A 24,390-nucleotide genomic window follows, 5' to 3' on the forward strand; every position below is an offset into this window, starting at 1 on the left:
AATTGCGATGCAAAAAAGAATCGAATGTGTAACTTACATTTCAGGTTACCTTTCCTGAAAAATATTGTTTTTCAACCTGCTAAACATGGTTGTTTGTTTTAATTTATAGGTTGTACGGAGTCTGATTATGGATAAAGAGGATAGTAATAATTCAATTGGGGAAAAAATTAAGTCAATGTGGAACTCATTGCCAGAATTTTTAAAATTATTAGGTACCATCCTGAGTATAGCTATAGCTCTAAAAGCTCTTTTTCCTGCGGCGGCGGTCGGAATTAGCAATTTTGATGCCGGCCCGGAAATTATCGTACCTGGAGGATCTTCTGTTTTGAACTGGGACGTTTCTGGAGCTGATAATATTACAATAGAGCCTGGTATAGGACCTGTAAGTTCAAATGGATCCATTTCTGTATCCCCTTCAGAGACTACAACCTATAAATTGATAGCGACTGGTAGAAGAAATGAAAAAGTTGCGCTCTGCACGGTTACGGTCAATAATGAATCTAATGAATCTCAAGAGCCTTTTCTTATCAGCTCATTTGATGCAAGTCCTGATTCCATCACACCAGGCGAGAGTGCAGTTCTCAACTGGCACGTTTCCGGGGTCTCGAATGTTACTATCGAGCCTGATATAGGAGTTACAGAGCCCACCGGAACATTTAATGTGTCTCCTGCCGGTACTACGACATACAAACTTACAGCTTCAAATGGCGAGAAAGAAGACGAAGCTTACTGTACTGTTGCAGTTGAGGAAAATGCTGCATCCTCCGAAAACGCTTCCACATCAAATATTCAGTCTTCGGAAGAAAGCCTGACATCTCAGGAGAGTTCATCGACTAAGGAAAATCCGACATCGGAAGATACTCAGGCTTCCCAGGATACTCAGGCATCGCAGGAAAGCCAGTCATCGGAAGATAATCAAGCATCACAAAATAATTCGGCACTTAAGGAGAGTCAAACATCTAAAGAAAGCCTTCCATCTATCGGTTCGTTTAATGCGAATCCTGATACTATCGAGGAAGGGGAGAGCTCAAAGCTTGTCTGGAGCGTTTCTGGGGCTTCGAAAGTTTCTATCAAACCTGGAATAGGAACCGTAGGTTTAACTGGCAGCCAAAGCATATCCCCCAGTGAAACCACAACTTATACCCTGACAGCCACAAATGAGGTTGGAAGCACGGTGGTTACTAAAGTCGTACTTGTAAAGGAGTCCTCCACGTCTTCTTCTCAACAAACGGCTTCTAACTCTAGTACGTCAACTTCAACGCAAGAACAGCCCTCAACGGATAATGAGACAAAACTCAATGATTCAACCTCAGGGACTAACTCCTCTGAGAATGGGACATAATAAAAGAGTTAATCTACGATTAAATCTGTAAACTGAGATAAGCATTTGATTTCAATACGTAGTTTCCAATAAAGAATGAAATATTTTCAGTACAAAAACTTCCAAAAAACGAAAAATTTCCGGTAAAAAGAAAAAACTCTGCAAGAAAAAACCCTGCCAAAACTATGATTTGCAAAAAACCGACCTCAAACCCTCCGGAATGGGACCCACCTGCCCCTTCAACAGTCTATATCAAAATTAAAAACATCCCGTACGAGACTTTCAAAGCACGGCTGAATGAGGGGTTGGTTACAACTGAGCTTGACCAGATCCGGTACCGACTGGAAAGGAGAATCTACTGCTGTGAGGTATGTTCCAGGCGCGTTAACGGATACTGCGTTGTTACAAACCGGAAAGTTGAATCTGGATGGATTTGCAAGTCTTTTGTGCCAAAAGAAGAATTCATATACCTCGATTCAAGGCCTGGCTCGGAAACATCTCCGGATTTCAGATACCTTTCAGAAACCGGACTTCGAAAAAACTATCCTGAAGGCGAGGGTCCGGAAGAAAGTAACCCGAAAAGTGCAGAGAGCTTCTATGAGGAAGGAGTAATTCTTTACAGGCAGGGCAGGCTCAGGCTTGCACTTGAGGCTTTCGATACGGTACTTTCTGAAAACCCCAGGCATTTTCCAGCTCTTTTTCATAAAGGAAATACCCTGTTAAAACTCAAACGCTATGAAGAGGCCCTTGAAACGTTTGAAAGTGCCTCCAGGATAAAACCGGATCACCCAGGGCTCTGGACCAATACCGGGTTTGCGCTGCTAAAGCTTGAGCATCTCAGGCAGGCACTTGAAGCTTTTGAGAGGTCTATTTCCCTGAACCCGGTGCAGAAAAATGCCTGGGATGGGAAGGAAACTGCGCTTGTTAGGGTGCATAAGTGCGAAGAGAAGCTGAAGGAATTTGAAAAAATCCTGGAAATAAATCCTGATGATGCAGGCATCTGGTTCGAGAAAGGCAAATTGCATTTAAAGCTTGGAGAAATTGAGGAATCCAGAAAAGCTTTTGGAAAAGCCCTTGAGGAGAAACTTGAGAATGCAGAGGCCTGGCACCTCAGAGGAAAAGTACTTTTTGAAACCGGCTCTGAAAAAGAAGCCCTGCACGCTTTTGAAATGGCAACCCGGAAGAAACCAGACTTTCCTGAAGCCTGGTATGAAAAAGGCAGGGTTTTCCTGAAGCTTGGAAACCCGAAAGGAGCAGAAAATGCTTTTAAAATCGCGGCTGATCTATGGAAAAGCAAGGGTCTCGAGGCAAATGCTGAAACTGCCCTTGCAAGGGTTAAAAGCCTGGTTCTGGAGAAAAATGAATTTTCAGGGAATTAAAAAACTGATGGCCCATCCTTATTTGATTGATGTTTTAAAACACCTGAATGTCAGCAGTTCCTTTAAAGTCCATATTGAGCCCACAATTCTTGCTTTTTTGCAGGTGTAGTGCCGTATGCGCCTGGAATATTTTTGTCCTCTTGAAACGGTTGAGTTTTATAGGTTTGCTACTTCTTTACAGGAATTTTAGTTCTAGAATTATTGTAACTACTTAGCCTAGGAAAAACAACATCATTAGCCTGATTTAACAGAATTCAATTGGCAAATTTCAGAAAATGTATTTTAGTTAATTGTTGGCTATTGATTGCGTTTTTTCAATCCTCACTGGTCAGAATTCAGACATACCGATTTCATCAAAATCGATAACGATAAATAGATTCTGGCCTGAATAGTTACACTTTTACTTTATGGGGCTGTAAAATGAAAAAAGATCTGGATTTAGGGTGGTTTGACTTAAAAAAGGCTCTACAAGACACAGATAAAAAAGAACTTATTAATATTATTCAGGATCTTTACAGGTATTCTGAGGAAAATAGAAGGTATCTGCTTGCCAGATCCATAGATACAAATGCTGAGCCCGGAATTCTGGAAGCTTACAGGGAAGTAATAAAAAATGAGTTTTTTCCGGAAAAATGGCATGGGACGCTCAGGTACTCGGTTGCAAAAAAAGCAATTCGCGATTATTCAAAGGCTTCAGGGGATTTTGCAGGGACGATGGAGTTGATGCTTTTTTACGTCGAAAATGGGGTGGAATTTACCAGTGAATACGGGGATATAGGCGAGGAGTTTTATCAAGAGATATACAGCGCCTTTGAAGAATTCTGCACCAGGTTAGAGACACCTGAAGGCAAAACCCTTTATGCCGGTTTCAGGGAAAGGCTTTTGAAGATCCGCAGGAAAACAAAAGGAATGGCATGGGGATTTGGAGACGGAATAAAACTGCGTGTGAAAGAAATTGAAATTTTTTTTGAAGACGCGCAAAGTGATTCATAACACAAAAAATGGAGGTGGGTTTTCATGGAAAAAGCAGATTCTGTAAAATGGGCACAGGTGAAGAAAATCCTGCAGAAAGCCGAAAAAACAGAACTCATCGATCTTATTCGTGAACTTTATGGACATTCGGTTGGAGACCGCATGCTCATAAATTCCAGATACCTTGGAGAGAGCGTAAAGAATAAAATGAATAAGATGCTGGAGCAGTATCGGGAAATCATTAAAGAAGAGTTTTCAACGGAGAATGTATCAGGAAAAATCCGTTACTCTACAGCAGAAAGAGCTATCAGTGATTATTCAAATTCTTCGGGAGACCTTATGGGGACTCTGGACCTGATGCTTACATACGTTGAAGGAGGGGTTCAATTTGCCCGTGTTTATGGAGTCATAGACGATGAATTCTATGACAACATTGAAGGGATGCTGGAGAGGTTTTGTGAACAATTAATAACTGAGGAAGGACAGAAATACTATCATTTTTTCAGGGAAAGACTGCTTAAGGTCGATGTGGGTCTAGAAAATGTTGGATGGGGTTTTGAGGAGGCAATTTACGACCTCGTATCAGATATTAAAGATTTCTTTGAGGAAGAGCAAAGTGACTCGTGAATCAAAAAACTCAGGTGAGTTTTAATGGCAGAAGAAGCAACTTTAAAATGGTCTGAATTGAAAAAATCGTTACAAGAATCAGACAAGAAAGAACTTATCAACCTGCTGCACGATTTGTACAAAAAATCCGCTGACAACCGCAGGTACATCACTGCCAGGTATGCAAAAACAGAAGACGAGAGCAAAATTCTTGAGGCATACCGGAAAAAGGTTATAAATGCATATTATACTCCACGGGGGGCAGCTAGTAGGCCCCAATATTTGGTAGCAAAGCAGGCTATCGACGACTATTCAAAGGCTTCCGGAAACATAAAAGGGACAATGGATCTGGCTCTTACACTTGTGGAAAACGTTATGAAGTATATTCATGAATTTTCAGGCATTGACGAAGCATCTCGCGTTGGTGGATCTGATATGATGGAAAAGTTTTGTGAGCTGGTCAGGACTGAAGAAGGGCAAAATTTTTACCCGTACTTCAGAGATAGGCTTCATAAACTATACCGGAAATCGGAAAATAGCCCTTACGTACTAGGGAACAATTTACAGTATTATATCTCTAATCTGGTTGATGATATCGCGGAACCGGATGACGATTTTTTTGAAGAAGACGTGCAGGACAACTGATGTTTAGTCCTTTCCGTTTTATTCTGATTTGTGAGAAGGGAAGTTTCCCTGTGGGAATTAATAATAAATGAATCAATTTTTAAACATGCAAAAAAATTTAAATAAGATAACTCGATTAAATAAGTACATGGAACTACAGTTAAAAAAAGATTTAATTTCAGCCATTGGTTGGCTTGTCCTCTGGATTATTATCAGAAGCTACATAAATGCCTGTACCTCTTAATTTTGGGACTCTAACAAAGAAACTTAAATAATTTTCAAAGGGAATTCAAAATTACTGAAAGCTGCATAAAATAATTTATGGTTTAACCTTCAGATTTGAAGGCACTGCAGGGAGATTACAAGAAACAATTTTTTATATTTAAAATCCAATTTATTCCCAATGGCTGCTTCCTGGTCTCGATCAAAAACCCTTGGGACAAAGCAGAAGGTCTTTTCCTGGCGGATAGACAGTCGAGGAAACCTTTTCATAAAAAGGAAGTTCAGAAAGAATCGTTTTCCCCGAATCGATAAGATTAGCTGCCGCCATCTTGACAAGCTCTGTGAATTCATGGAAGATAGGGAATGGAAGACCCTTGCAAACAATGCTGCAAAACTGTGCATGGGCACGGAAAAGGACGGCATCGGGAAATCCCTTTATAAACTCCGTCCCGAAGTCTCTTATGCTCAACTTTCAAGCCAGTTAGGAGCTATTTTTTACCAGGCTGGAGTGTGGGAATGGAACGAGCAAAAAAGAGGGATGAAGTTCTTGCTGCTTTCGGAAAACTGGCAGGAAAAAACAACAGAGTATTATAGAGATTCGCTAAGTCCAGAAGATGAAGTCGCTTTTTTTGATAACATTCTTGAGCCTGTTTTTGAGCCCGGACTTGAGCTTGGAGAAATAGTAAAATCTAAGAAACAACAAAATCAAGAAGGTCAAAGTAAATCAATCCAGAACATCGAGCAGATGAAACTTTCGGCTTTTTTCCGGGATTAAAAAAGAATAAAAATTCAGAAATTGGGGACTCATTGAATAATCTAAAAAAGAAAAACCGGAAAAAAAAGAGTTTAGAATAAAAGAATTTTTTTTGACGAGTTTCTCTATCATATCAGATAGTTTCAGTCTCTATTTCGATGCCTCCAACCTGTTTTGCAACAATATTATATATTGTGCCAATAAGAAATCCCGCTATTGCTCCCGCAATCCCATAAAAAACAATAAGGAATACAGCTATGAATATACCTTCAGTAAGACCTGTCCCATCCATACTTACCATGAAAAGAATAAGCGGCGAAAATACAATTGCAAAGCAGAGATACATAAGACTCAGGACTTTTGCCAGAGACATGCTATTTAAAGCTGTGATACGCATCATATTAAATCCCCTAAAAAATAAAAAGATTACTTAGTATAAAAATTTACTCTGTTTAACGGGGGAGAAGGTAACCTTTTGCTTGTGGGGATATTTTTCCACATATTTTAAACTCGAAACTCAGTTTTACAGCGAAAGTGCCTGAACATCAAAGTTTAAGACCAGCCTGGAACAAATACTGAGTTAAAATTATCTCAAGACTATGCCTTTTCTTAAACTATCTTTTTGCTTTCTGGGGGCTGGCTTTAACGGAATTATCGGGTGTTAATGTACTTGAGATCCTTACAGGAATAGATCAGTTAATCTGGGGACCACCACTTCTGGTTTTACTTGTAGGGACCGGGATTTTCCTTACCTTGAAACTCGGAATGATTCAGGTCTTCAGGCTGCCTCTTGCTCTCAGGTATGTGCTTAATTCTAGAAAAACCGAAACTGGAGTACAGGGAGACGTTTCGAGTTTTGGAGCTCTCACCACTGCACTGTCCTCAACTATCGGGACAGGGAATATAGTTGGGGTTGCAACTGCAATAAAAATGGGAGGTCCAGGCGCTCTTTTCTGGATGCTTCTTGCAGGCTTTTTTGGGATGGCAACCATGTATTCCGAGTCCCTGCTTGCAGTCAAATACAGGGTCGTGGACGCAAAAGGGCAGATGTCAGGAGGGCCCATGTATTATATCAAAAATGGGCTTGGGCAGATGAAGTACAGCCGCGTTCTTGCAGCCGTTTTTGCTTTTTTTGGGATGAATGTAGCCCTATGTGGAATAGGAACATTTCCGCAGATGAATGCCATTGTCGATTCGGCAAGGATTGCCTTTAATATCCCTGAAAACCTGAGCGCTTTTGTAATAAGCCTGCTTGTGGCGTTTGTAACGCTTGGCGGGATCAGGAGGATTGCAGCAGTAGCCCAGCTGCTTGTGCCTTTCATGGCAATAAGCTATGTATCGGGCTGCCTGATAATTCTTGGGTTAAACCTTGAGAAAATTCCTGAAATCCTTTCTTTGATAATAAACACTGCATTCACAGGAACTGCTGCACGGGGAGGTTTTCTTGGTGCAGGGGTGATGCTTGCTATCAGAATGGGAATTGCGCGTGGAATTTTCTCAAACGAGTCTGGCCTTGGAAGTGCTCCAATAGCCGCTGCGGCTGCAAAGGTAAAAGAACCGGCCAGGCAGGGGCTTATTTCCATGACAGGAACTTTCTTTGACACCATCATTATCTGTTTCATGACCGGAATCGTCCTGATCGCGACGGACTCCTGGACAGGCAACCTTGCAGGTGCCTATATGACAAGCTACGCTTTTTCCACCATACTTGCAGAGGCCGGAAATTACATCGTAACAGTCGGGCTCATTTTGTTCGCCTTTACAACTATTCTGGGTTGGAATTACTATGGTGAGCGATGTGCGGAATATCTCTTTGGCGTAAAAGGAATTCTCCCTTACAAAATAATTTACATCCTGATTGTTGCCTCAGGTGCTTTCCTGACTATAGATATTATCTGGGTACTTGCTGATATCGTAAACGGGCTCATGGCTATCCCAAACCTTATTGCCCTGCTGGCTCTGCGAAAAGTTGTTACGGCCGAGACCAGGCAGTATTTTGAGAAACTTAAGTCTGAAGCCTCAAAATCGGGAGAGATAGCGAAATGACCGCGCAGTTAAACGTTTTCGCTCAAGCCTTTTTTGAAAAGGCTTGGAATACAACATATTATAGGTTGCAAATAAAGTGCAACCGTTATAAACTAGGCACGAGGACTGTTATATATGAAGCCCACCTGTCCAGAAAAGCGTTCCTGCATCGGAAAAAATAAGCAGAAGTTAATAGATAGAATGTCTGCAGACCGAATATTGATGAATAAAATATCGGGAGATCGGAGTTCAGTAGACAATTCAGTAGACAAAACATTGGAAGATAAAAGAGCAGTAAGTAAAACATTTGTAAATCGAAAAGCAGTAAGTAAAACACTGGGAAATCGACAAGAAGTAAGTAAAATACAGGGAAATCGAAGAGTGGTAGATAAAATACCGGGAAATCAAAAATCGATAAACAGAACACTAACAGATAGAAGCTCGGTATTGTCTCTTCGTTTTGTACTTGCCTTATTGATGATAACTGTCTTTTTGACAGGCCCGGCTTCTGCAGTTGTAGTGTCAGGAAACACTCACCTTGGAGTCGAGGTCTCGGAAATCAACCCCAATCCTGCCAGGCCGGGTGAAGACCTACTCATAAAGATCAATATTCAGAATGCCGGAGACGAGCCTGCAGAGAACGTAATAGTAGGAATTGAGGAGATTCATCCTTTCATTTTTAAGTATAGCACGTCAGAACTTTACGGTTCCGGGACGAACACGGAGCGAACTTTCCGGATTGAACAGATACGGCAGCGTTCTAAGGTAGAACTGAACTTCTATTTGAGGGTAGATCCTGAGGCTGAGTCAGGGATCTATCAGATCGAGTTTACTATCAAAGACAAGAGCGGAACAAGTTTTTCTAAAAGAATTCCTGTTCGGGTGGAAGGAAATCCTGACCTTGTACTCAGCGGCACTGAAATTCTTCCTGTAAATGAGGGTAATTCCTCTTCAGGAGCCATAGTTCCTGGACAGGAGTTCTACCTGAGGACAACAGTTAAGAATGCAGGAAACGGGAACGCAAAAAATGTCAGGGTAATGCTTAACCTCAACAACTCGTCACCTTTAATCCCGCTGGAAGATAATGTTCGTTTCTTTGAGAATCTGAGTGCAGGCAGTTCCGAAAACCTTTCTTTCAAACTTCTCCTGGGCAGCAACGCCGATGTGAAGCCTTACAGGATTCCACTGCGGATAACAGCCTCGAATAATACGGAGACCTTCAAGATAGACAAGGTCCAGGAAATTGGAATTAACGTACTTAATCGGGCGCAAATTGATATTTCAAGCCTGAAATTTGACCCGGAGATTCCTGTGAAAGGACAGCAGGCATCCCTTACTTTAAGGCTCGAAAATGTTGGGGAAGGAGAAGCTCGCTCAGTTAAAGCCAGGCTTGAAGGACTTGAGGGCAGCGGGAGTACGGGTGCTTTTCTCGGGCGGCTGGATAAAGACGATGATGCTCCTGCAGTTTTTACATTCACTCCTAAAAAGACAGGTGATCAGAATGTGACCCTGCTGGTAGAGTATGAGGATGATTTTGGCGAGCACCAGATTAGCGAGCACCTCACTTTTAATGTGCAGAGGCAGGAGGGAAGCGTTCTTCCAATTGTGCTCGGAGCCGTTCTGGTTCTTGCAGCTGTCAGTTTCTATATGAAAAAGAAAGGCAAGATCTAATATCCGGAAACAAGAATTTTGGAAACAAGAATTTCGGAAACAAGAATTTCGGAAACAAAAATTTCGGAAACAAAAATTTCGGAAACAAGCCCGAAAATGGAATTAACCAGAAAGGATGGCCTATTATGCTCGAAAAAGCGAGAGTTTCCTTATTCCTTGCCAGCCGCTCCATAACCAGAGGTAATAAAGGGATTACAATCTTTACGGTTTTTGTCCTGACCCTTATCTTTATACAGCTTGTGCTTTTTTCAAGCATGCTGGCCGGGGTTACGCTCAAGTTCAATGAACTTATGGTGAACTTTCAGACCGGAAACGTCGTGGTCGAACCGAAGGAAGAAGAACGCTATATAGAGGACGCATCAGCTCTCCAGAAGAAGATAGAAAGTCTCCCGCAGGTAGTAGGGACTTCGGCTCGCTTGAAAACTACTGGAAACTTCCGCTATAAAGAGAAGGAAATAGGAGCTACGGTTTATGGGATAGATCCTGCGGATGAGATTTTTGTAACAGGCCTTGAAGACGCTATAATAAGTGGGGAATTTCTGAGCAGGCCTGATAAAGGAGAAATAATTCTGGGCAGGGAGGTCTCGGGAGGTTTCGGAGCCCTTATGGAATCAAGGTCTTTAGGTGGTGTGGAAGTAGGAGACATCGTTGAACTCACAATCGGAGGCGTAACCCGAGAGTTCAGGGTAAAAGGAATTTATACAACGCGCTATTTCATGGCTGATGCCTCGGCTTATCTTACCAGATCTGACCTTGAAGATATGCTGGGTATTGAGGGCAGGGACCTTGCTCAGGAAATAGCCGTTAAAACCGCAGATGGCACACCTGAGGACGATACCAGGACTGCGCTCCTTTCTCTTGGCATCAGTGAGAATATACGTACCTGGCATGAATTTGCAGGTATCCTCCGGCTGATCGAAAGCACACTTGGGCTGGTCCGGAATATTATGAATGCTATCGGCTTGCTAATTGCTTTTGTGATCATCTTTGTGGTTATTTACGTAAATATTGTGAACAAAAAAAGACAGATAGGGGTTCAGAAAGCAATAGGGATAGAACAAAACGTGATAGTTGCATCCTTTGTGCTCCAGGCCATGCTTTACGCAGGCGCAGGCGTTATACTTGGCTACTTGTTTATGCGCTTTGGGCTTGTGCCTTATACGGTTTCCCACCCTGTAGAAGTCCCGCTTGGAGACATGAGCCTCAAGCTGGACAATGCAGAAGCCTTAAACCGGGCAGTCCTACTGTTTCTTTCTTCTGTAGTTGGCTCGGTAATTCCTGCGTACAAACTGGCTCAGAAAGATCTTCTTGACCTGATATGGGGCAAATAAATGAGGTAAATAAATGGGGCAAATAAAAGGTGAAACTATGAAAATAATCCAAAAGCAGGCTGAGGAAGCAGTAATAAGTGTGGATAAAATCCGAAAGCAGAATGGGGATGCAGTAAAAAGGATAGATGAAATCCAAAAACCAATAGATAATACTATTGTAGATACTATTATAGAAGGTATCGATATCGTGCGAACCTTTAAGATGGGAGAAGTAGAGGTTCGGGCCCTGCGCAGCGTAAATGTGAGAATCCGGCGTGGGGAGTTTATTGCAATCATGGGCCCGAGCGGTTCAGGCAAGACCACGCTTTTGAACCAGCTCGGCCTGCTTGATACTCCAAACTCGGGAAAGATCATTATAGACGGTACGGATACCTCCAGACTGTCGGACAGCGAAAAAGGCAAATTCAGGCTTCATAACCTTGGTTATGTCTTTCAGGACTATGCTTTACTTCCAGAACTCAATGCTATGGAAAATGTCTATATCTCTCTTATGATGCAGGGCAAACGTAAAACCGAATGCGAATCCGCAGCCGCCGAAATTCTTTCTGCAGTTGGGCTTGGCGACCGCCTGCAGCAGCTCCCGTCCAAAATGAGTGGCGGCCAGCAGCAAAGAGTCTCAATAGCAAGAGCTCTTGCCCATTCCCCAGAAGTCCTTTTTGCAGACGAGCCTTGTGCCAACCTTGATTCCGAGACCTCAAAGGAAGTCCTTGACCTTTTCGAGAAATTCAATCAGGAAAAAGGGCAGACGATTGTAATGGTTACACATGAAGAATGGCATGCCGAATACGCAGACAGAGTAATAAGGTTGAAGGATGGAATCGTTCAGGAGTGAAACTTCTGTGCAGGATTCTATTTTTCAAAAATTACCTTAGCCAAAATCAATGCTTCTTTTCAAAAACTTAGCGAGTTCATCCCTAAATTCAACCTTGGTTCTCTGAATCTCGAATTTTAAAAGATCAATCGAGTTTCTTGTCGTGGAATATAGCTCTGAAATTTTTATTGGTTTAAAAATAAATTTAGTAAGATGAATTCAGTGAGGATGAACTCAGTGTTATCTGAACTGGATTTTCAGAGGTTCTCATATTGTCCCAGAAGCTTTGAACCCCATCATTAATGGCGCACATTATGTTAGGGTTACCCCAAATGGAAAGGGTGTATTAAAGCAATTCAGGACATGATTTTATTTAATAGCAAGATTTCAAAAATTATAAAAAATTAGTCTACGTTTTAGAGGAAAATAGTATTTTTGTTCAAATAGATATATCCAAAATTAAAATAAAAACTGTAATTTTATTTAATTACATAAATTAATTGGAACCTATTATAATTATTGTAAAACAAAATATATAAGAAAAGTCATACTGAATAATAAGAGTATAAAATACAGGAATTATTATGTGAAGAGAATTCTATGAAATCCTCTCTGGAGGACAGGAAAGTAAAATATTAAAATTTTATAAAGGGATGTAAAAATATATGATTTTTCGGATATCCTTACCCGATTAATTTTAATAGGTTTATAACCTTTACAAAGAAAGAGAGTGAAATATAAGAAAAAACCTAAAAATCAATAGCATTGGCCCTCTCAGATTCATCCAGGAGCGAATAATATGGAATACAGCTATGACCTTAAAGGAAATAATCTCTACATTGGGGATAACCAAATAAATGCTTATAGCCTGGAAGAAAATGAGATTGGTAACTGCACCAGATGCGACTCCATTCTTATGAGCCTTAGTTATCACACGGCAGGAGAAAGAAACGTAGTAGTAACAAAATGCATCTCTTGCGGGGCTTTTTATGCAAACATCTATGATTCTGAATGGAACTGGGTAGATGAGGTCCAGGTATCTTTGCTTCCTATTCCAGTTCCTATAAGCAGTCAGAGGATTGATGACTGGAAAGGGCTTGAGTCAATTCCCATAAAAAAGCTTGAAGCTGTATTCTCTAAAGGGGAAATAGAAGCTCTTTTTGCCAGGGCAAAAGATGAAACTCCCATCCGTCAGTACCTATACAGGGCCCGCAAAAAATACAAACTTTTTGAAGAAATATTTGACCTTGAGCTGGCATTATAATTTAATTATATATTTTTAGATTTCTCTTATTTTTTGAAGAGTACGGTGCTTTAATTTGTATTTTAAATTGTAATTATATAATAATACATAAAAATTTGTTAAATGATCTATATAATAATTATTAAATTTATCTATTATTTTATAAAAATATGTATGAAATCAATATATTATTAAAGTTAAATACTAATTTTTTAAACTATATTTTTTAATATATTTATATATTATCTTTAAATAGTATATTGATATTTATGTAATCTCTCAAAATTTAAAGAGTAAAACTAATTTTTATATGTTATTTAAGATCTCTATATATTTTAATCGATAAATCTTAAAGCACGTTCTTGGAGAAAATTGAGTGAATTGTTGGTATGTTTTTTTATTAATTTTTCGCATAGTAAGTCTACACCAATTGAGTTAAAAAGTATTATATAAATATAGGAGCATAATAAGTGAACGTTTATTTCTATATTGTGCGTAATATATATTTGCTATAAAAATAAAAGTTGGATTGAAAAAGCTTAAGAGAAATTTACAGAAATATACAAAAAAACTAACTTATTCAGACAGACTTCGAGGCTATCCCAAAACCAATTTTATTCTCAAATCGATAGGTTTTTTAGAATTGTTTTCGTGATCCGAAGTTCAATTAATTATTCCAAGTTTGATATTCAGAGATGTAATTTTGAGTTTTGGGATTAGCTCTTCGTCTATTTTTCCATGTATTCCTTATATTCCTTTATAATTATCTGGAAACTCTTACTGAAACTCTTACTGAGTGAACAAAGCTCGGTTTTTGTAATAAATTGTATATCTGTTTATATTGGATATGCATAACAAGAATATTATTTCATGCTGTTTGTTTTATGAAAATTTTCTGCAGGTTCAGACAGCTAAATAAAAGAATCTATTCCTATATATTATAAGCATGTGATTGAAAATTTTCATAAAATCGTTTTTAGACCCCAATTTTGTAAACTCATCTGTTACAAAGACTATAAGAATAGGGTGTATTTGGCCGACAACCGTATCAGTAAATGCATAAAATAATAAAAGAAAAAAGACAAAGAACTTAACAGAATTCATACTCATATACCATAAGAATGCTTACATTTTTTTCATGCAGAATATAAAAAGGTCTTTATGTTGAAATATCATTATACTTGTCCATCTGTCAACATACTAGATATATTATAAGATTATTTGTTCCTTTTATCAATATGTGTATTAGTCAAAATTTAAACTGATTAGTGTACACTAATTAGTTGAAAAAGCATATTATAAATATAGTGTTATATTAATAACGTTTTGTAAAAATAATTAAAAATCAAAAAATACATATATATATATTTCAAATGTTTCTTTGAATCAGATTAATATGTTGAGTATATATGTTTGTTTTAATGAGTAACTATATTTAATGATACATTCTAATATCGTTTTTATTTATCAATCAAAATAATGATTACTATTCGTAATAACTAGAAAGCAATGATACTAAAATATATAAAATACACTACATATCTTAAAATGATGTATCTAATTTACAAAGTCTTGTCAAAATGCATATTCAAAAATGTGTATATTAAGTGTATCATTCTATAGATATACATAGCAGATATAATAAAACATATATTCTAAAATATCTTTACTTATGCCAGATTAAAATGTTACAAAATAAAACAGTTTATTAATAATCTATATCATAGTGGATATTTTTAACTATGTGTATTATTTTATGTATTCTTATCATACAAATTACAGATCATTAAAAACATACTTTAAAATATATATATAGTTGTAAAATGTCATAATATAAATTTAAGTATGCTATATAATCTATATTGAACTGTATTGTTTTCTTGCATATTAATAGTTTATTAATCCTACATATAATTGACTGCTAACTATATTATTTATGGTGACTAAATATAAGATATATACTTAATACCTAATAATTATTAAGCTATATTTATAAAATGGTTTTTTGCCCTGTTTGTGTAGACTCTTATGGATAAATATTGAGCGAAACGAATACTTTGTTCCATAAGTAGGAATTTTCATTATTTTCTATAACATGGTCTAAATATTATCAATTTATGGAATCAGACAATTGATATATATGTTAATTGAAAATAAGTTAACATCTGCAAAAAGACGAAACTAAATTAAATGCAGGTTACGTATCATATTTATTCAGAAAGCTATTATATCCAATTAACCAAATCTTATAAACTTATATCAAAATATATTTATACTGAGATTAATTTTAATTCAAAGAAATAAGCAGGGCCATTTATGCTTGAAAAAATAGATATCTCCAAGACAATAACAACTGCCGAGTACAAAAAAAATCAAAAAGCATTTAAAGCCATCCTCGGAGAACTACAGCGCAAAGCCTGGGATTTGAAGATACCTGTTATCCTCGTTTTCGAAGGCTGGCACGTGTCCGGAATGGCAGAGGATATCAACCGTTTTATTCTTTCTCTTGACCCCCGAGGATACGATTTTCATACCATGACCAGGCCCTGCTATGAAGAACTCCTTAAACCTTTCATTGTACGCTACTGGTCTAGAGTTCCTGTGAAGGGAAAGATTGGAATTTTTGATAGAAGCTGGTACAGCAGGGCAATTATAGAGTGTCTGGAAAAGAACAAATCTGAAGAAGAACTGGGGAAATACCTGGAAGAAATAAACTATTTTGAGCGACAACTTGCCGATGATGGGTATCTTTTAATAAAAGTTTTCCTTCACATCAGTGAAAAAGAACATAAAGAACGTTTTAAAGATCTTAAAAAAATTGATATTCCAATATTTGACGAGTATGAGGATGAAGCAAGATCGGACCTTGATTTCATCCATAAATACAATGAGTATATGCCGCTTGTCGAGAAGATCTTAGAGAAGACCGATATGCCTTATGCCCCCTGGACAATAGTGGAAGCTAATGACCGAAACTTTGCAACTTTAAAAATTATGACGACGGTCATCCATGCGATTGAAGACTCTATTGAACAGGCAACTAGAACACCGGCTGAACAGACCCTCAAATATCTTGATACGGAAACCCCAGAGGTCCCCCAGCTTAACAATTCCATTCTAGAAAAGGTTGAGCTTTCCAAAAAGATGGATACCGATGAATATAAAAAATCAAAAAAGATATACCAGCAAAAACTTGCAGACCTCCAGTATGAGCTTTTTGAGAAAAAACGTCCCCTGATTCTGGTCTTTGAAGGCTGGGACGCGGCTGGCAAAGGAGGAAACATTTACCGCTTTGTAGAAAATCTAAATCCCAGGCTTTACAGGGTAGTTCCTGTGGGTTCGCCAAATGACATCGAAAAAGCCCATCATTACCTCTGGCGTTTCTGTGAAGGAATCCCTCGAGCCGGCCATATAACAATTTTTGATCGGAGCTGGTACGGTCGCGTCATGGTAGAAAGAATTGAAAGCTTTTGCAGCGAGGAAGAATGGAAAAGGGCTTACAGGGAGATCAATGAATTTGAAGAAATCCTGACACAGGCCGGATCAATTGTAGTTAAGTTCTGGCTTCACATTGATCAAGAAACTCAACTGGAACGTTTTAACAGTCGGCAACATGACCCTGAGAAAAAATGGAAAATTACAGACGAAGACTGGCGGAACAGAAGCAGATGGGAAGATTATAAAATCGCAGTCGATGAGATGCTTCAGAAAACAAGCACAACAAATGCCCAGTGGATTATTGTAGAATCAAACGACAAACGGTACTCCAGAATCAAAGTACTGAGAAGTGTTGTTGAAGCCATTGAAAAAGGGCTGAAAAAATAACATTATTCCAATAGATAATTTTAATAAAATTTTTTCAATAAATATTTTTAATAAAATTCTTTCAATAAATATTTTTAATAAAATTATATTTTTGTTTTATTCTGAAATAATTTCACTTTAAACTTTTTTCATTTTTCCATATTTCACAACCCAAACAATATCATTCCTGTTCTGAATTAAATTCAAAAATATTCTCCGAAACTCTTTTATATATTTTTAGATAATAAGAACTTATGATAAATTTTTATTCTGTACCATATTACAACTAATCACTATATAATTTCCTTTAATTTACTCTAATTTACTCTAATTTACTCTAATTTACTCTAATTTACTCTAATTTACTTTAATTTACTCTATGCTTGGTATCGTATCTTATTTGCCTGTAAATGTCGGGATTTCAGGAGCCTTAAAGATGATTGAAGTCAGAAATCTTTCTAAGTCCTATGGAAGTACAAAGGCAGTAAATGACATTTCCCTGTCGATTGGAAAAGGTGAGCTTTTCGGGCTTCTGGGTCCTAATGGGTCAGGAAAAACAACCATAATCAAAATGCTTACCGGTCAAATAAAGCCAACTTCAGGTTCAATCAGGGTACTGGGAGTAGATGTTCTCGAAGACCCTGTTCGGGTTCGGAAACTTGCAGGTATTGTTCCTGAACAGGAAACCCCCCCGAGTTTTTTGACGGCAGAAGAATACCTCTATTTTGTTGCAAATATCCGGAAAATGGAAAACTATGAGAAAGCCTGCGAAAAATGGTTCGAATTTCTGGATTTTGGTGACCAGAAAAATTCACTGTGCAAAGACCTCTCAAGAGGCACAAGGCAGAAACTGATGTTTGCCCAGGCTTTCCTGCACGAGCCGGAACTAGCAATTATTGATGAGCCTCTAATCAATCTGGACCCTGTAATGCAGAGAAAAGTAAAGGATTTTCTCGCAGGCTATGTGAAAAGCGGGGGAACAGTTTTTATTTCAACACATATCCTCGAAATTGCAAAACAGATCTGTACCAGCATTGGGATCATTTACAAAGGAAAACTGGTATATACAGGCCGCCTGGACGATCTTACCCTTCAGGAAAGAAACTTTGAAGAATTCTTTCTGGAACTGGTAGGCCAACAAAGGAATTCGGCATTGGTTTGATTATGTCTGCACAGTATGCATAAAAACATTTCAGGATGTAAGACTCTTTTATCACGCAGGAATTCGCAAATTAACACAAAAATAAGATCAAAAATCGCCTGAAATAAAGAAGAAATTGCCTGAAAATAAGATCAAAAATTGCCTGAAATAAAGAAGAAATTGCCTGAAAATAAAAGCAAAAATTGCCTGAAATAAGAGCAGATATCACAAAAACAAGCGTCAAATGGCGCGAAATCAAGACTGAAACTCGGACTATAGATAGAAGGGATTTTATGTTTGAGATTTTCAAAAGCATGCTCAAAGAAGAGTGGCGAATGCATTCAAATCTTTTCGGGAACAATGGGTTTTCCCTATTTCCGGTTTTTATTTTCCTGTTTACTTTCTGCGTAAGTCTGGTTCTGCCGGTTTTCAGCGAAATCTTTACGTATGCCCAGATCGCACTCGGAATGCATTATCTTTTCTTACTTCTGGGAGGCATGGTAGGCGCCTTCGGGCTTATGAGCAGAGAGTTTATGAACCGGCGTTTCGGGCAAGCAAGTCTGATAGCATATTCTGCAAGGACGCTTCCTGTTTCAGAGAGATTGATTTTTGCAAACTTTCTTATAAAAGATATCGTATACTATTTTGTCCTCTATGTGATGCCTTTCATTGTAGGTTTTGCGCTTGCTGTAGCCTTTATCCCGGCAGGAAACTTCCATTTTCCTGTTATCCTTCTCCTTCTCCTGACACTTTCTCTTTCTTTTATGATCGGACTTTCCCTAGTGTTTTTCTTATCTACTATCTATGCCTATTCCGGAAAACTGTTGACCTGGGGTTTACTGGCAGGCTGCATTTTCCTGCTTTTTATTTCCGGAAATCTGGATTCAAGAATCTTTTATAGCTTACCTGGCCTTTCTCTTTTCCTGCTTCCTTCAAAAAGCTGTTTTCTGCTTTCCTCTGGGCTTATAATCATTCCTTCAGCTTTATCCCTGCTTTTCCTGAAGGTGGATTTTCCCCAGGCAAGAAAGAACTTTTCAAACTCATTTTCCAGGCTCTGCAAAGAATTTGGTTCTTACAGGTATGCAGCTTTTGTCGCAAAGGATTTTCTTGACCTTAAAAGAAGTGAGGGAGGACTCGGAAAGTTAATTTTTTCATTCCTGCTGCCTGCAGCTCTTATCTGGATGCTTCTTTCAGCCCTGGAAAAGGTTCTCCCAGCTTTAAATATTTTAATCCTGTTTTCCCTTGTTCTGGGAGTACTTTCCTCTTCAATGTACAACTGGCTTACAGAATACGATATCTTTTCCTCATATGCTTTCTTTCCCCTGAAAGTTTCGGATATGATAAGGAGCAAACTCAACAGTTACCTTTTCTTGAATCTGGTTCCGCTTATACTTCTTATCCTGCTCATCCTTAAAAAAGACCCTGCATTTCTACTACCAGCCCTGCTGCTTTTTCTTTCAATGTCGTTTTACATGGTTTCGATACTTATTTACCTGACAGGGCTTTCCCCTTCGATAAACCTCTATAACGGCAGGACTTTCGCAGTATATACACTCTCAGTCATGCCTCTTTTGCTGGTTAACATCATCCTGTCAATGTTTGGCCCGTACTATGTGCTTGTAAACTTCCTGCTGGTGCCTCCTTCCCTCTATCTGCTTGGACAAAGCTTCAGAAAGTGGGACCGGATTGAAAGCCCGCGCTTCTAATAGTCGTATAATATCTCAGTCATCTCCCAGTTACGTCAGAATTTACAGCTTGAACATACCTTTTTTTAATCTCAGATTGAAAATATGTTTGGAGAGAAAGATAATGATTCCTTTTCTTTACACATTCTGGACATTTCTGAAAACACTAAAAACGCTGCTTAAAGATCCGAAGTTCAGGTCCCTCCTATATCTAACTGTGATAACTCTCGCAGGAGGCACTGTCTTTTATCATAAAGTCGAAGGCTGGAGGTGGCTCGACTCTTTCTATTTTTCGGTTATAACCCTGGTAACGGTGGGATATGGAGACTTTGCCCCTAAAACGGACCTGGGAAAAATTTTTACTGTAGTTTATATTTTTATAGGGCTCGGAATCCTGATTGGTTTTATCAATCCGATTGGAGAATATATTATAGATAAAAGGTTCGAAGTAGTGGAGAATAAAAACGAAGTCAAAAATTCTGAAAACAAATTTTATTTCTTAGGATACCTGGGAAAGATCAGGAAGAAAAAATAGCATTTATAACAGGAAAAAGCTATGCTGAGAAACTGAACTGTTCGACTTACTTATTATGATCACCTTCTCAGTACTGTAAATGTGCGCATGGCTATACATAACTTGTCCTTTAACCTGTTTCAATCTTATCTCGATAACTTTTCAGAGTATTGTCTCTGACTCATATGTCGTCTCTTACTCATGTATTATCTCTGACTCATATGTCGTTTCTGACTCATGTGTTATCTCTGACTCATGTATCGGAATATAATCATCTCAATTTCCATAAAATCTTTTTAGAGATGTGTTACCTTAATGCAGATGATTATCCCTAAGAGACTTACTGCCATTGCAATAGCAGTTATGAAAATAATCAACGCGAAACTGTCCTTCTCAATTAGATCATTGTTCTTATATTCCATATTATTATATATGTAATCTCTACATAAAAGCATTACAATTTTCATTTAATTATTGGGCAGAAACATATTGAACAATCCTTTAATTTATTTATGAAGGCTGCAAAACTCAGCCAGGAAGTCTTTTTATTTTTATTTATATCCGGAAACTCTTTTATTTCATTATATTTTTCGGAAGCTCAAATGCCTGAGCTCAAATGCCTGCTTTTTTCAGAGCTTTTTGGAATTTCTCAAGTCCAGAGTCGAGTTCTTCATCTGTAATAACCAGCGGTGGAGAAAAACGAATTACCGAATCCCCGCAGGGGAGGAGCAGAATTCCTTCTTTAAAGGCTTCCCTCAGAATCCTATCCCTTCGTATCGGGTCTATTGATTTATCAGGTTTTACAATCTCGACTCCGACCATCAGGCCGAGGCCGCGTACATCCCCCATGCATGGAAAGTTTTCCTGAAGCTCCCCCAGGCGTTGCTTCATCTGGGAACCAAGCTCCTTTACTCGGTCCTCAATATTTTCCTTTTCCAGAAACTCAAGAGATGCAAGAGATGCGGCTGAAGCCAGAAGATTTCCTCCAAAGGTGTTTGAATGAACGCCCTGTGGCCAGTCCATAAGCTCGCGGTCTGCAAGCATTGCTCCCAGTGGAAGCCCTCCTCCAAGAGCTTTTGCAAAGCATGAGATTTCAGCTCTGACCCCAAAATTTTCCATTGCAAGGAAAGGACCTGTCCTGAAGCAGCCTGCCTGGACTTCATCCGCTACAAGGAGGACATCATTATCAGTGCAGATTTGCCTTACTTCCCTATGAAACTCAGGAGGAGGGACGATATATCCACCTTCTCCCTGGACCGGTTCCACAAAAACTGCAGCAGTGTCCATTGGGCTCAATTCCCGCCTGAAAATCAGGTTTTCAAGCTCTTTTGCACACTCGATCCCGCAGGAAGGATATTCAAGTTTAAAGGGACAGCGGTAACAGTAAGCATAATGGGAATGAGCTGTGCGAAACGCAGGAAAATGTTCCTTTTGCCTGGCTTTTGAGCAGGTAAGAGAGAGGGAGCCCAGAGTCCGGCCGTGAAATGAGTTATAAAAAGAGATAAGACCCTGCCGTTTTGTATTCCAGAAGGCAAGTTTGATTGCAGCTTCCACGGCTTCAGTCCCGCTGTTACAGTAAAATACCTTTGAATAACCTGAAAGCTCTGATAACTTTTTTGCAAGCTTCACAGGAGGCTCGGCAAAGAAATCCCCGTATCCGCAGTGAGTCATTTTTTCAAGCTGGGCTGAGATTGCAGCTTTAACCTCAGGATTGGAGTAGCCTGCGTTCATAACAGCAATTCCTGCAACCAGGTCAATGTATTCTCTTCCGTCAATATCCCTGATTACGGAACCCTTTGCGCTGTCCACAACCAGAGGATAGGGACGGGCTGTACAGGCTGATATTATTTTACAGTCCTGTTCGATTATCTCCCTGGCTTTCGGGCCAATGGTATTGAACATTCCTGCTTCATGCTCAAAAAAATCAAAATACTGTCCTGTCTCCATTGCTTTATTTTTTCCCGGCTTTTTCACTCCCTGCACCTTTTCAAATTCTTCGGTTTTCTCCTGAGCCAAAATGCACTCCCCCCAGTTTTTCCACATTCTTGAACTTTGATCCTGTGAATTTTATTCCGTTGAATCAATCTGGGCTTTTTGCAGCCTGCCGCTGTAGTCTATATACACAGCTTTTACTTCGGAAAACTCCTTGACGGCCTCAGTGCCGGCTTCCCGAAAACCGTTTCCTGTCCCTTTCACGCCTCCAAAGGGGAGATGGACTTCAGCCCCTATTGTAGGAGCATTAACATATGTGATTCCGGCTTCGATTTTCTCGATTGCCCTGAAAGCGTTTCCTATATTCTCGGTGTAGATTGCCGAAGAAAGCCCGTATCTGGTATTATTGGCAAGCGTTATTGCCTCTTCAAGGTCTGAAACCGTAAAAACCCCGAGGACTGGCCCGAAGATCTCTTCCTGTGCAATCCGCATGTCTGGCCTGACATCCGTAAATATTGTGGGCTCGAAGAAATAGCCAGGAAGCCCGGGATCGATTCTGTTTCCCCCATAGAGAAGAGTTGCTCCTTCTTCTTTTCCTATTTTCACGTATCTCTCGATCTTCTCAAGCTGCGCTTTGTTGATTACAGGCCCGATGTCTGTCTCAGGAAAGAGTCCGCTACCTATCCTGAGAGCTTTTGCTTTTGCAAGCAGCCTTTTCATGAATTCGTCCTTTATTTTCTCATGCAGAATCAACCTGCTCGTAGCAGTACAGCGCTGCCCTGTAGTCCCAAAAGCTCCCCACAGCACGCCCTCAAGGGCCAGTTCAAGGTCGGCATCATCCATAACAATTACCGGGTTTTTGCCTCCGAGTTCCAGAGAGACTCTTTTCATGGTTTTTGAACACTCTTCCATTATCCATTTCCCGGTATCAAGGCTGCCTGTAAAGGAAATAGCCTTTATGTGAGGGTGCTGGACTACAGCTTTACCGACAGTTACTCCGGGTCCTGTTACCAGATTTATCACTCCGGGAGGCAAGCCTGCTTCACTAAGCACCTCTATCAGCTTGAAGGCAAGCAGAGGCGTGTCACTTGCAGGCTTGAAAACAATCGCGTTTCCAGCTACAAGGGCTGGCATAATCTTCCACGCGGGAATAGCAATAGGAAAGTTCCAGGGCGTTATTAAGCCAACTACCCCTATCGGCCTGAGCACGGTCATGCAGAATTTTTCCTTGAGTTCGGAAGTCGTCGTCTCTCCAAGCATCCGCCTTCCTTCCCCTGCGGCATAATTTGTGATATCAATGGCTTCCTGTACATCTCCCCTTGTCTCAGGCAGCACCTTTCCCATCTCTTCCGTCATGAGGACAGCAAGTTCTTCCTTCCTTTCCTGCAAAATCCGGGCTGCCCTGAAGAGTACCGCAGCTCTTTTTGCAGCCGGGATATCGCTCCAGAGCCTGAACCCTGTTTCAGCAGCTTCAACTGCCCTGTCCACGTCCTCTGCTCCAGCGACCTGTATTGCTGCCAGGCTTTCCAGAGTAGCCGGATTTATGTCCTCAAAAGTCTCTCCGGTTGAAGAGTCTTTAAATTCTCCCCCTATAAACAGCTTGTACTCCTGAACCATAAAATCCCCCCATAAAAGCATGAATATACAAGGAAATAAATATATTCCAGAAATCTTTTGTAGCAGATAAAAATAAAATTATTAAAGGTTAAATAGATCTTAAATAAGATAAAAAAGGCTAAATAATGATATTAAATGCCAAATAAAGTTATTAAATGCCAAATAAAGATCTTCAAGGCTAAATAACATATTGTATTTTACATTCCAACCCCTATCTAATTTTCTCACCTTAACTCTGCCATACATAGGGAGTAATTTGTCCCACGCCCAATGTATTTCTGTGTTAATTAGTTGTTATCTGGTATTCGCTGCAGATAGAAAGGTCATACCCTTTGATCTTGTTTTTTAACAAAAAGTTCAAAATATATTCCTTATGTTCCCTGTCAATTTCACGCGAGAGCCAAATCCCTGACCACTGATTTTTGATTAGTCCTCCACCAATTTCCCTGACCACTAATTTTTGATTAGTCATCTACCAATTCTGATTTACAGCAGATCTAAGTATTAAAAAATATTGATTTTTATAGTATCTTCTTAATATATTTGTATAAAGATCTATTATAGAAACCCTTATATTATCACAAAAACAAATATTATTTATGTTATGTTATAAAAAAGTAAGTTTAAGCTCCCATTTTTGCTTAATCGATTATGCACACCGATTTCAAATTTTTGCAGTTTTGTTAATTTTTCTTCTAATTTTATTTAAAAATAGCCCAATATAGACAAGGATACTGA

19 protein-coding genes are annotated in these 24,390 nt (G+C 39.2%); 15 read left to right on the plus strand and 4 right to left on the minus strand.

The window, feature by feature from the left end; translation table 11 throughout:
- Nucleotides 1-127 precede the first annotated feature (127 nt).
- The 6 genes from MSKOL_RS09090 (at nucleotide 128) to MSKOL_RS09115 (ending at nucleotide 5,899) form a co-directional block, all read left to right on the plus strand.
- A complete protein-coding gene (locus MSKOL_RS09090; RefSeq protein ID WP_048155473.1) occupies nucleotides 128-1,342 on the plus strand; it encodes a hypothetical protein in 1,215 nt (404 codons plus the stop codon).
- A gap of 164 nt (nucleotides 1,343-1,506) precedes the next feature.
- A complete protein-coding gene (locus MSKOL_RS09095; protein ID WP_048155478.1) occupies nucleotides 1,507-2,700 on the plus strand; it encodes a tetratricopeptide repeat protein in 1,194 nt (397 codons plus the stop codon).
- A 420-nt stretch (nucleotides 2,701-3,120) separates the two neighbouring features.
- Nucleotides 3,121-3,693, plus strand: coding sequence for a DUF6155 family protein (locus tag MSKOL_RS09100; RefSeq protein WP_048155481.1), 573 nt, complete (start codon nucleotides 3,121-3,123; stop codon nucleotides 3,691-3,693).
- 24 nt (nucleotides 3,694-3,717) lie between these two features.
- Nucleotides 3,718-4,299 (plus strand): hypothetical protein, encoded by a 582-nt coding sequence (locus MSKOL_RS09105; RefSeq protein WP_048155487.1) that lies wholly within the window; start codon nucleotides 3,718-3,720, stop codon nucleotides 4,297-4,299.
- Between the two features lie 24 nt (nucleotides 4,300-4,323).
- Nucleotides 4,324-4,923, plus strand: coding sequence for a hypothetical protein (locus tag MSKOL_RS09110; RefSeq protein WP_048155490.1), 600 nt, complete (start codon nucleotides 4,324-4,326; stop codon nucleotides 4,921-4,923).
- A 382-nt stretch (nucleotides 4,924-5,305) separates the two neighbouring features.
- Nucleotides 5,306-5,899, plus strand: a complete 594-nt coding sequence (locus MSKOL_RS09115; protein WP_048155493.1) for a hypothetical protein — start codon at nucleotides 5,306-5,308, stop codon at nucleotides 5,897-5,899.
- Between the two features lie 112 nt (nucleotides 5,900-6,011).
- Here MSKOL_RS09115 and MSKOL_RS09120 read toward each other — a convergent pair whose 3' ends face one another.
- A complete protein-coding gene (locus tag MSKOL_RS09120; protein ID WP_048120409.1) occupies nucleotides 6,012-6,278 on the minus strand; it encodes a hypothetical protein in 267 nt (88 codons plus the stop codon).
- Nucleotides 6,279-6,514: 236 nt separating this feature from the next.
- Here MSKOL_RS09120 and MSKOL_RS09125 point away from each other — a divergent pair, with 236 nt between their 5' ends.
- From MSKOL_RS09125 to MSKOL_RS09170, 9 genes are all read left to right on the plus strand, one after another.
- A complete protein-coding gene (locus tag MSKOL_RS09125) occupies nucleotides 6,515-7,924 on the plus strand; it encodes a sodium:alanine symporter family protein (RefSeq protein ID WP_048155499.1) in 1,410 nt (469 codons plus the stop codon).
- Nucleotides 7,925-8,125: 201 nt separating this feature from the next.
- Nucleotides 8,126-9,574: a COG1361 S-layer family protein gene (locus MSKOL_RS09130; protein WP_231592578.1), complete on the plus strand. Its 1,449-nt coding sequence runs from the start codon at nucleotides 8,126-8,128 to the stop codon at nucleotides 9,572-9,574.
- A 125-nt stretch (nucleotides 9,575-9,699) separates the two neighbouring features.
- Nucleotides 9,700-10,905, plus strand: a complete 1,206-nt coding sequence (locus MSKOL_RS09135; protein WP_048155502.1) for an ABC transporter permease — start codon at nucleotides 9,700-9,702, stop codon at nucleotides 10,903-10,905.
- A 202-nt stretch (nucleotides 10,906-11,107) separates the two neighbouring features.
- Nucleotides 11,108-11,737: an ABC transporter ATP-binding protein gene (locus MSKOL_RS09140; RefSeq protein ID WP_231592632.1), complete on the plus strand. Its 630-nt coding sequence runs from the start codon at nucleotides 11,108-11,110 to the stop codon at nucleotides 11,735-11,737.
- Between the two features lie 778 nt (nucleotides 11,738-12,515).
- A complete protein-coding gene (locus tag MSKOL_RS09145; RefSeq protein WP_048155505.1) occupies nucleotides 12,516-12,980 on the plus strand; it encodes a hypothetical protein in 465 nt (154 codons plus the stop codon).
- 2,295 nt (nucleotides 12,981-15,275) lie between these two features.
- Entirely contained in the window at nucleotides 15,276-16,784 is a 1,509-nt protein-coding gene (gene pap, locus MSKOL_RS09155) for a polyphosphate:AMP phosphotransferase (protein ID WP_048155511.1), read from the plus strand.
- Between the two features lie 358 nt (nucleotides 16,785-17,142).
- Nucleotides 17,143-17,925: an ABC transporter ATP-binding protein gene (locus tag MSKOL_RS09160; protein ID WP_231592580.1), complete on the plus strand. Its 783-nt coding sequence runs from the start codon at nucleotides 17,143-17,145 to the stop codon at nucleotides 17,923-17,925.
- Between the two features lie 182 nt (nucleotides 17,926-18,107).
- Nucleotides 18,108-19,610 carry a hypothetical protein gene (locus tag MSKOL_RS09165; RefSeq protein ID WP_231592582.1) on the plus strand — a complete coding sequence of 501 codons (1,503 nt, stop codon included), beginning with the start codon at nucleotides 18,108-18,110 and terminating at the stop codon, nucleotides 19,608-19,610.
- Nucleotides 19,611-19,713: 103 nt separating this feature from the next.
- Nucleotides 19,714-20,124 (plus strand): potassium channel family protein, encoded by a 411-nt coding sequence (locus tag MSKOL_RS09170; RefSeq protein ID WP_048155516.1) that lies wholly within the window; start codon nucleotides 19,714-19,716, stop codon nucleotides 20,122-20,124.
- Nucleotides 20,125-20,715: 591 nt separating this feature from the next.
- On the opposite strand, the gene MSKOL_RS09175 is transcribed toward MSKOL_RS09170, so the two are convergent.
- The 3 genes from MSKOL_RS09175 to MSKOL_RS09185 all read right to left on the minus strand — a co-directional run bounded on the left by MSKOL_RS09175 (nucleotide 20,716) and on the right by MSKOL_RS09185 (nucleotide 24,124).
- A complete protein-coding gene (locus tag MSKOL_RS09175) occupies nucleotides 20,716-22,119 on the minus strand; it encodes an aspartate aminotransferase family protein (RefSeq protein ID WP_156151024.1) in 1,404 nt (467 codons plus the stop codon).
- 51 nt (nucleotides 22,120-22,170) lie between these two features.
- A complete protein-coding gene (locus tag MSKOL_RS09180) occupies nucleotides 22,171-23,652 on the minus strand; it encodes an aldehyde dehydrogenase family protein (RefSeq protein ID WP_048155522.1) in 1,482 nt (493 codons plus the stop codon).
- A gap of 283 nt (nucleotides 23,653-23,935) precedes the next feature.
- A complete protein-coding gene (locus MSKOL_RS09185; protein ID WP_048155524.1) occupies nucleotides 23,936-24,124 on the minus strand; it encodes a hypothetical protein in 189 nt (62 codons plus the stop codon).
- Between the last annotated feature and the right edge of the window lie 266 nt (nucleotides 24,125-24,390).

The organism is Methanosarcina sp. Kolksee (genome assembly GCF_000969945.1).
Classification (GTDB): domain Archaea; phylum Halobacteriota; class Methanosarcinia; order Methanosarcinales; family Methanosarcinaceae; genus Methanosarcina; species Methanosarcina vacuolata.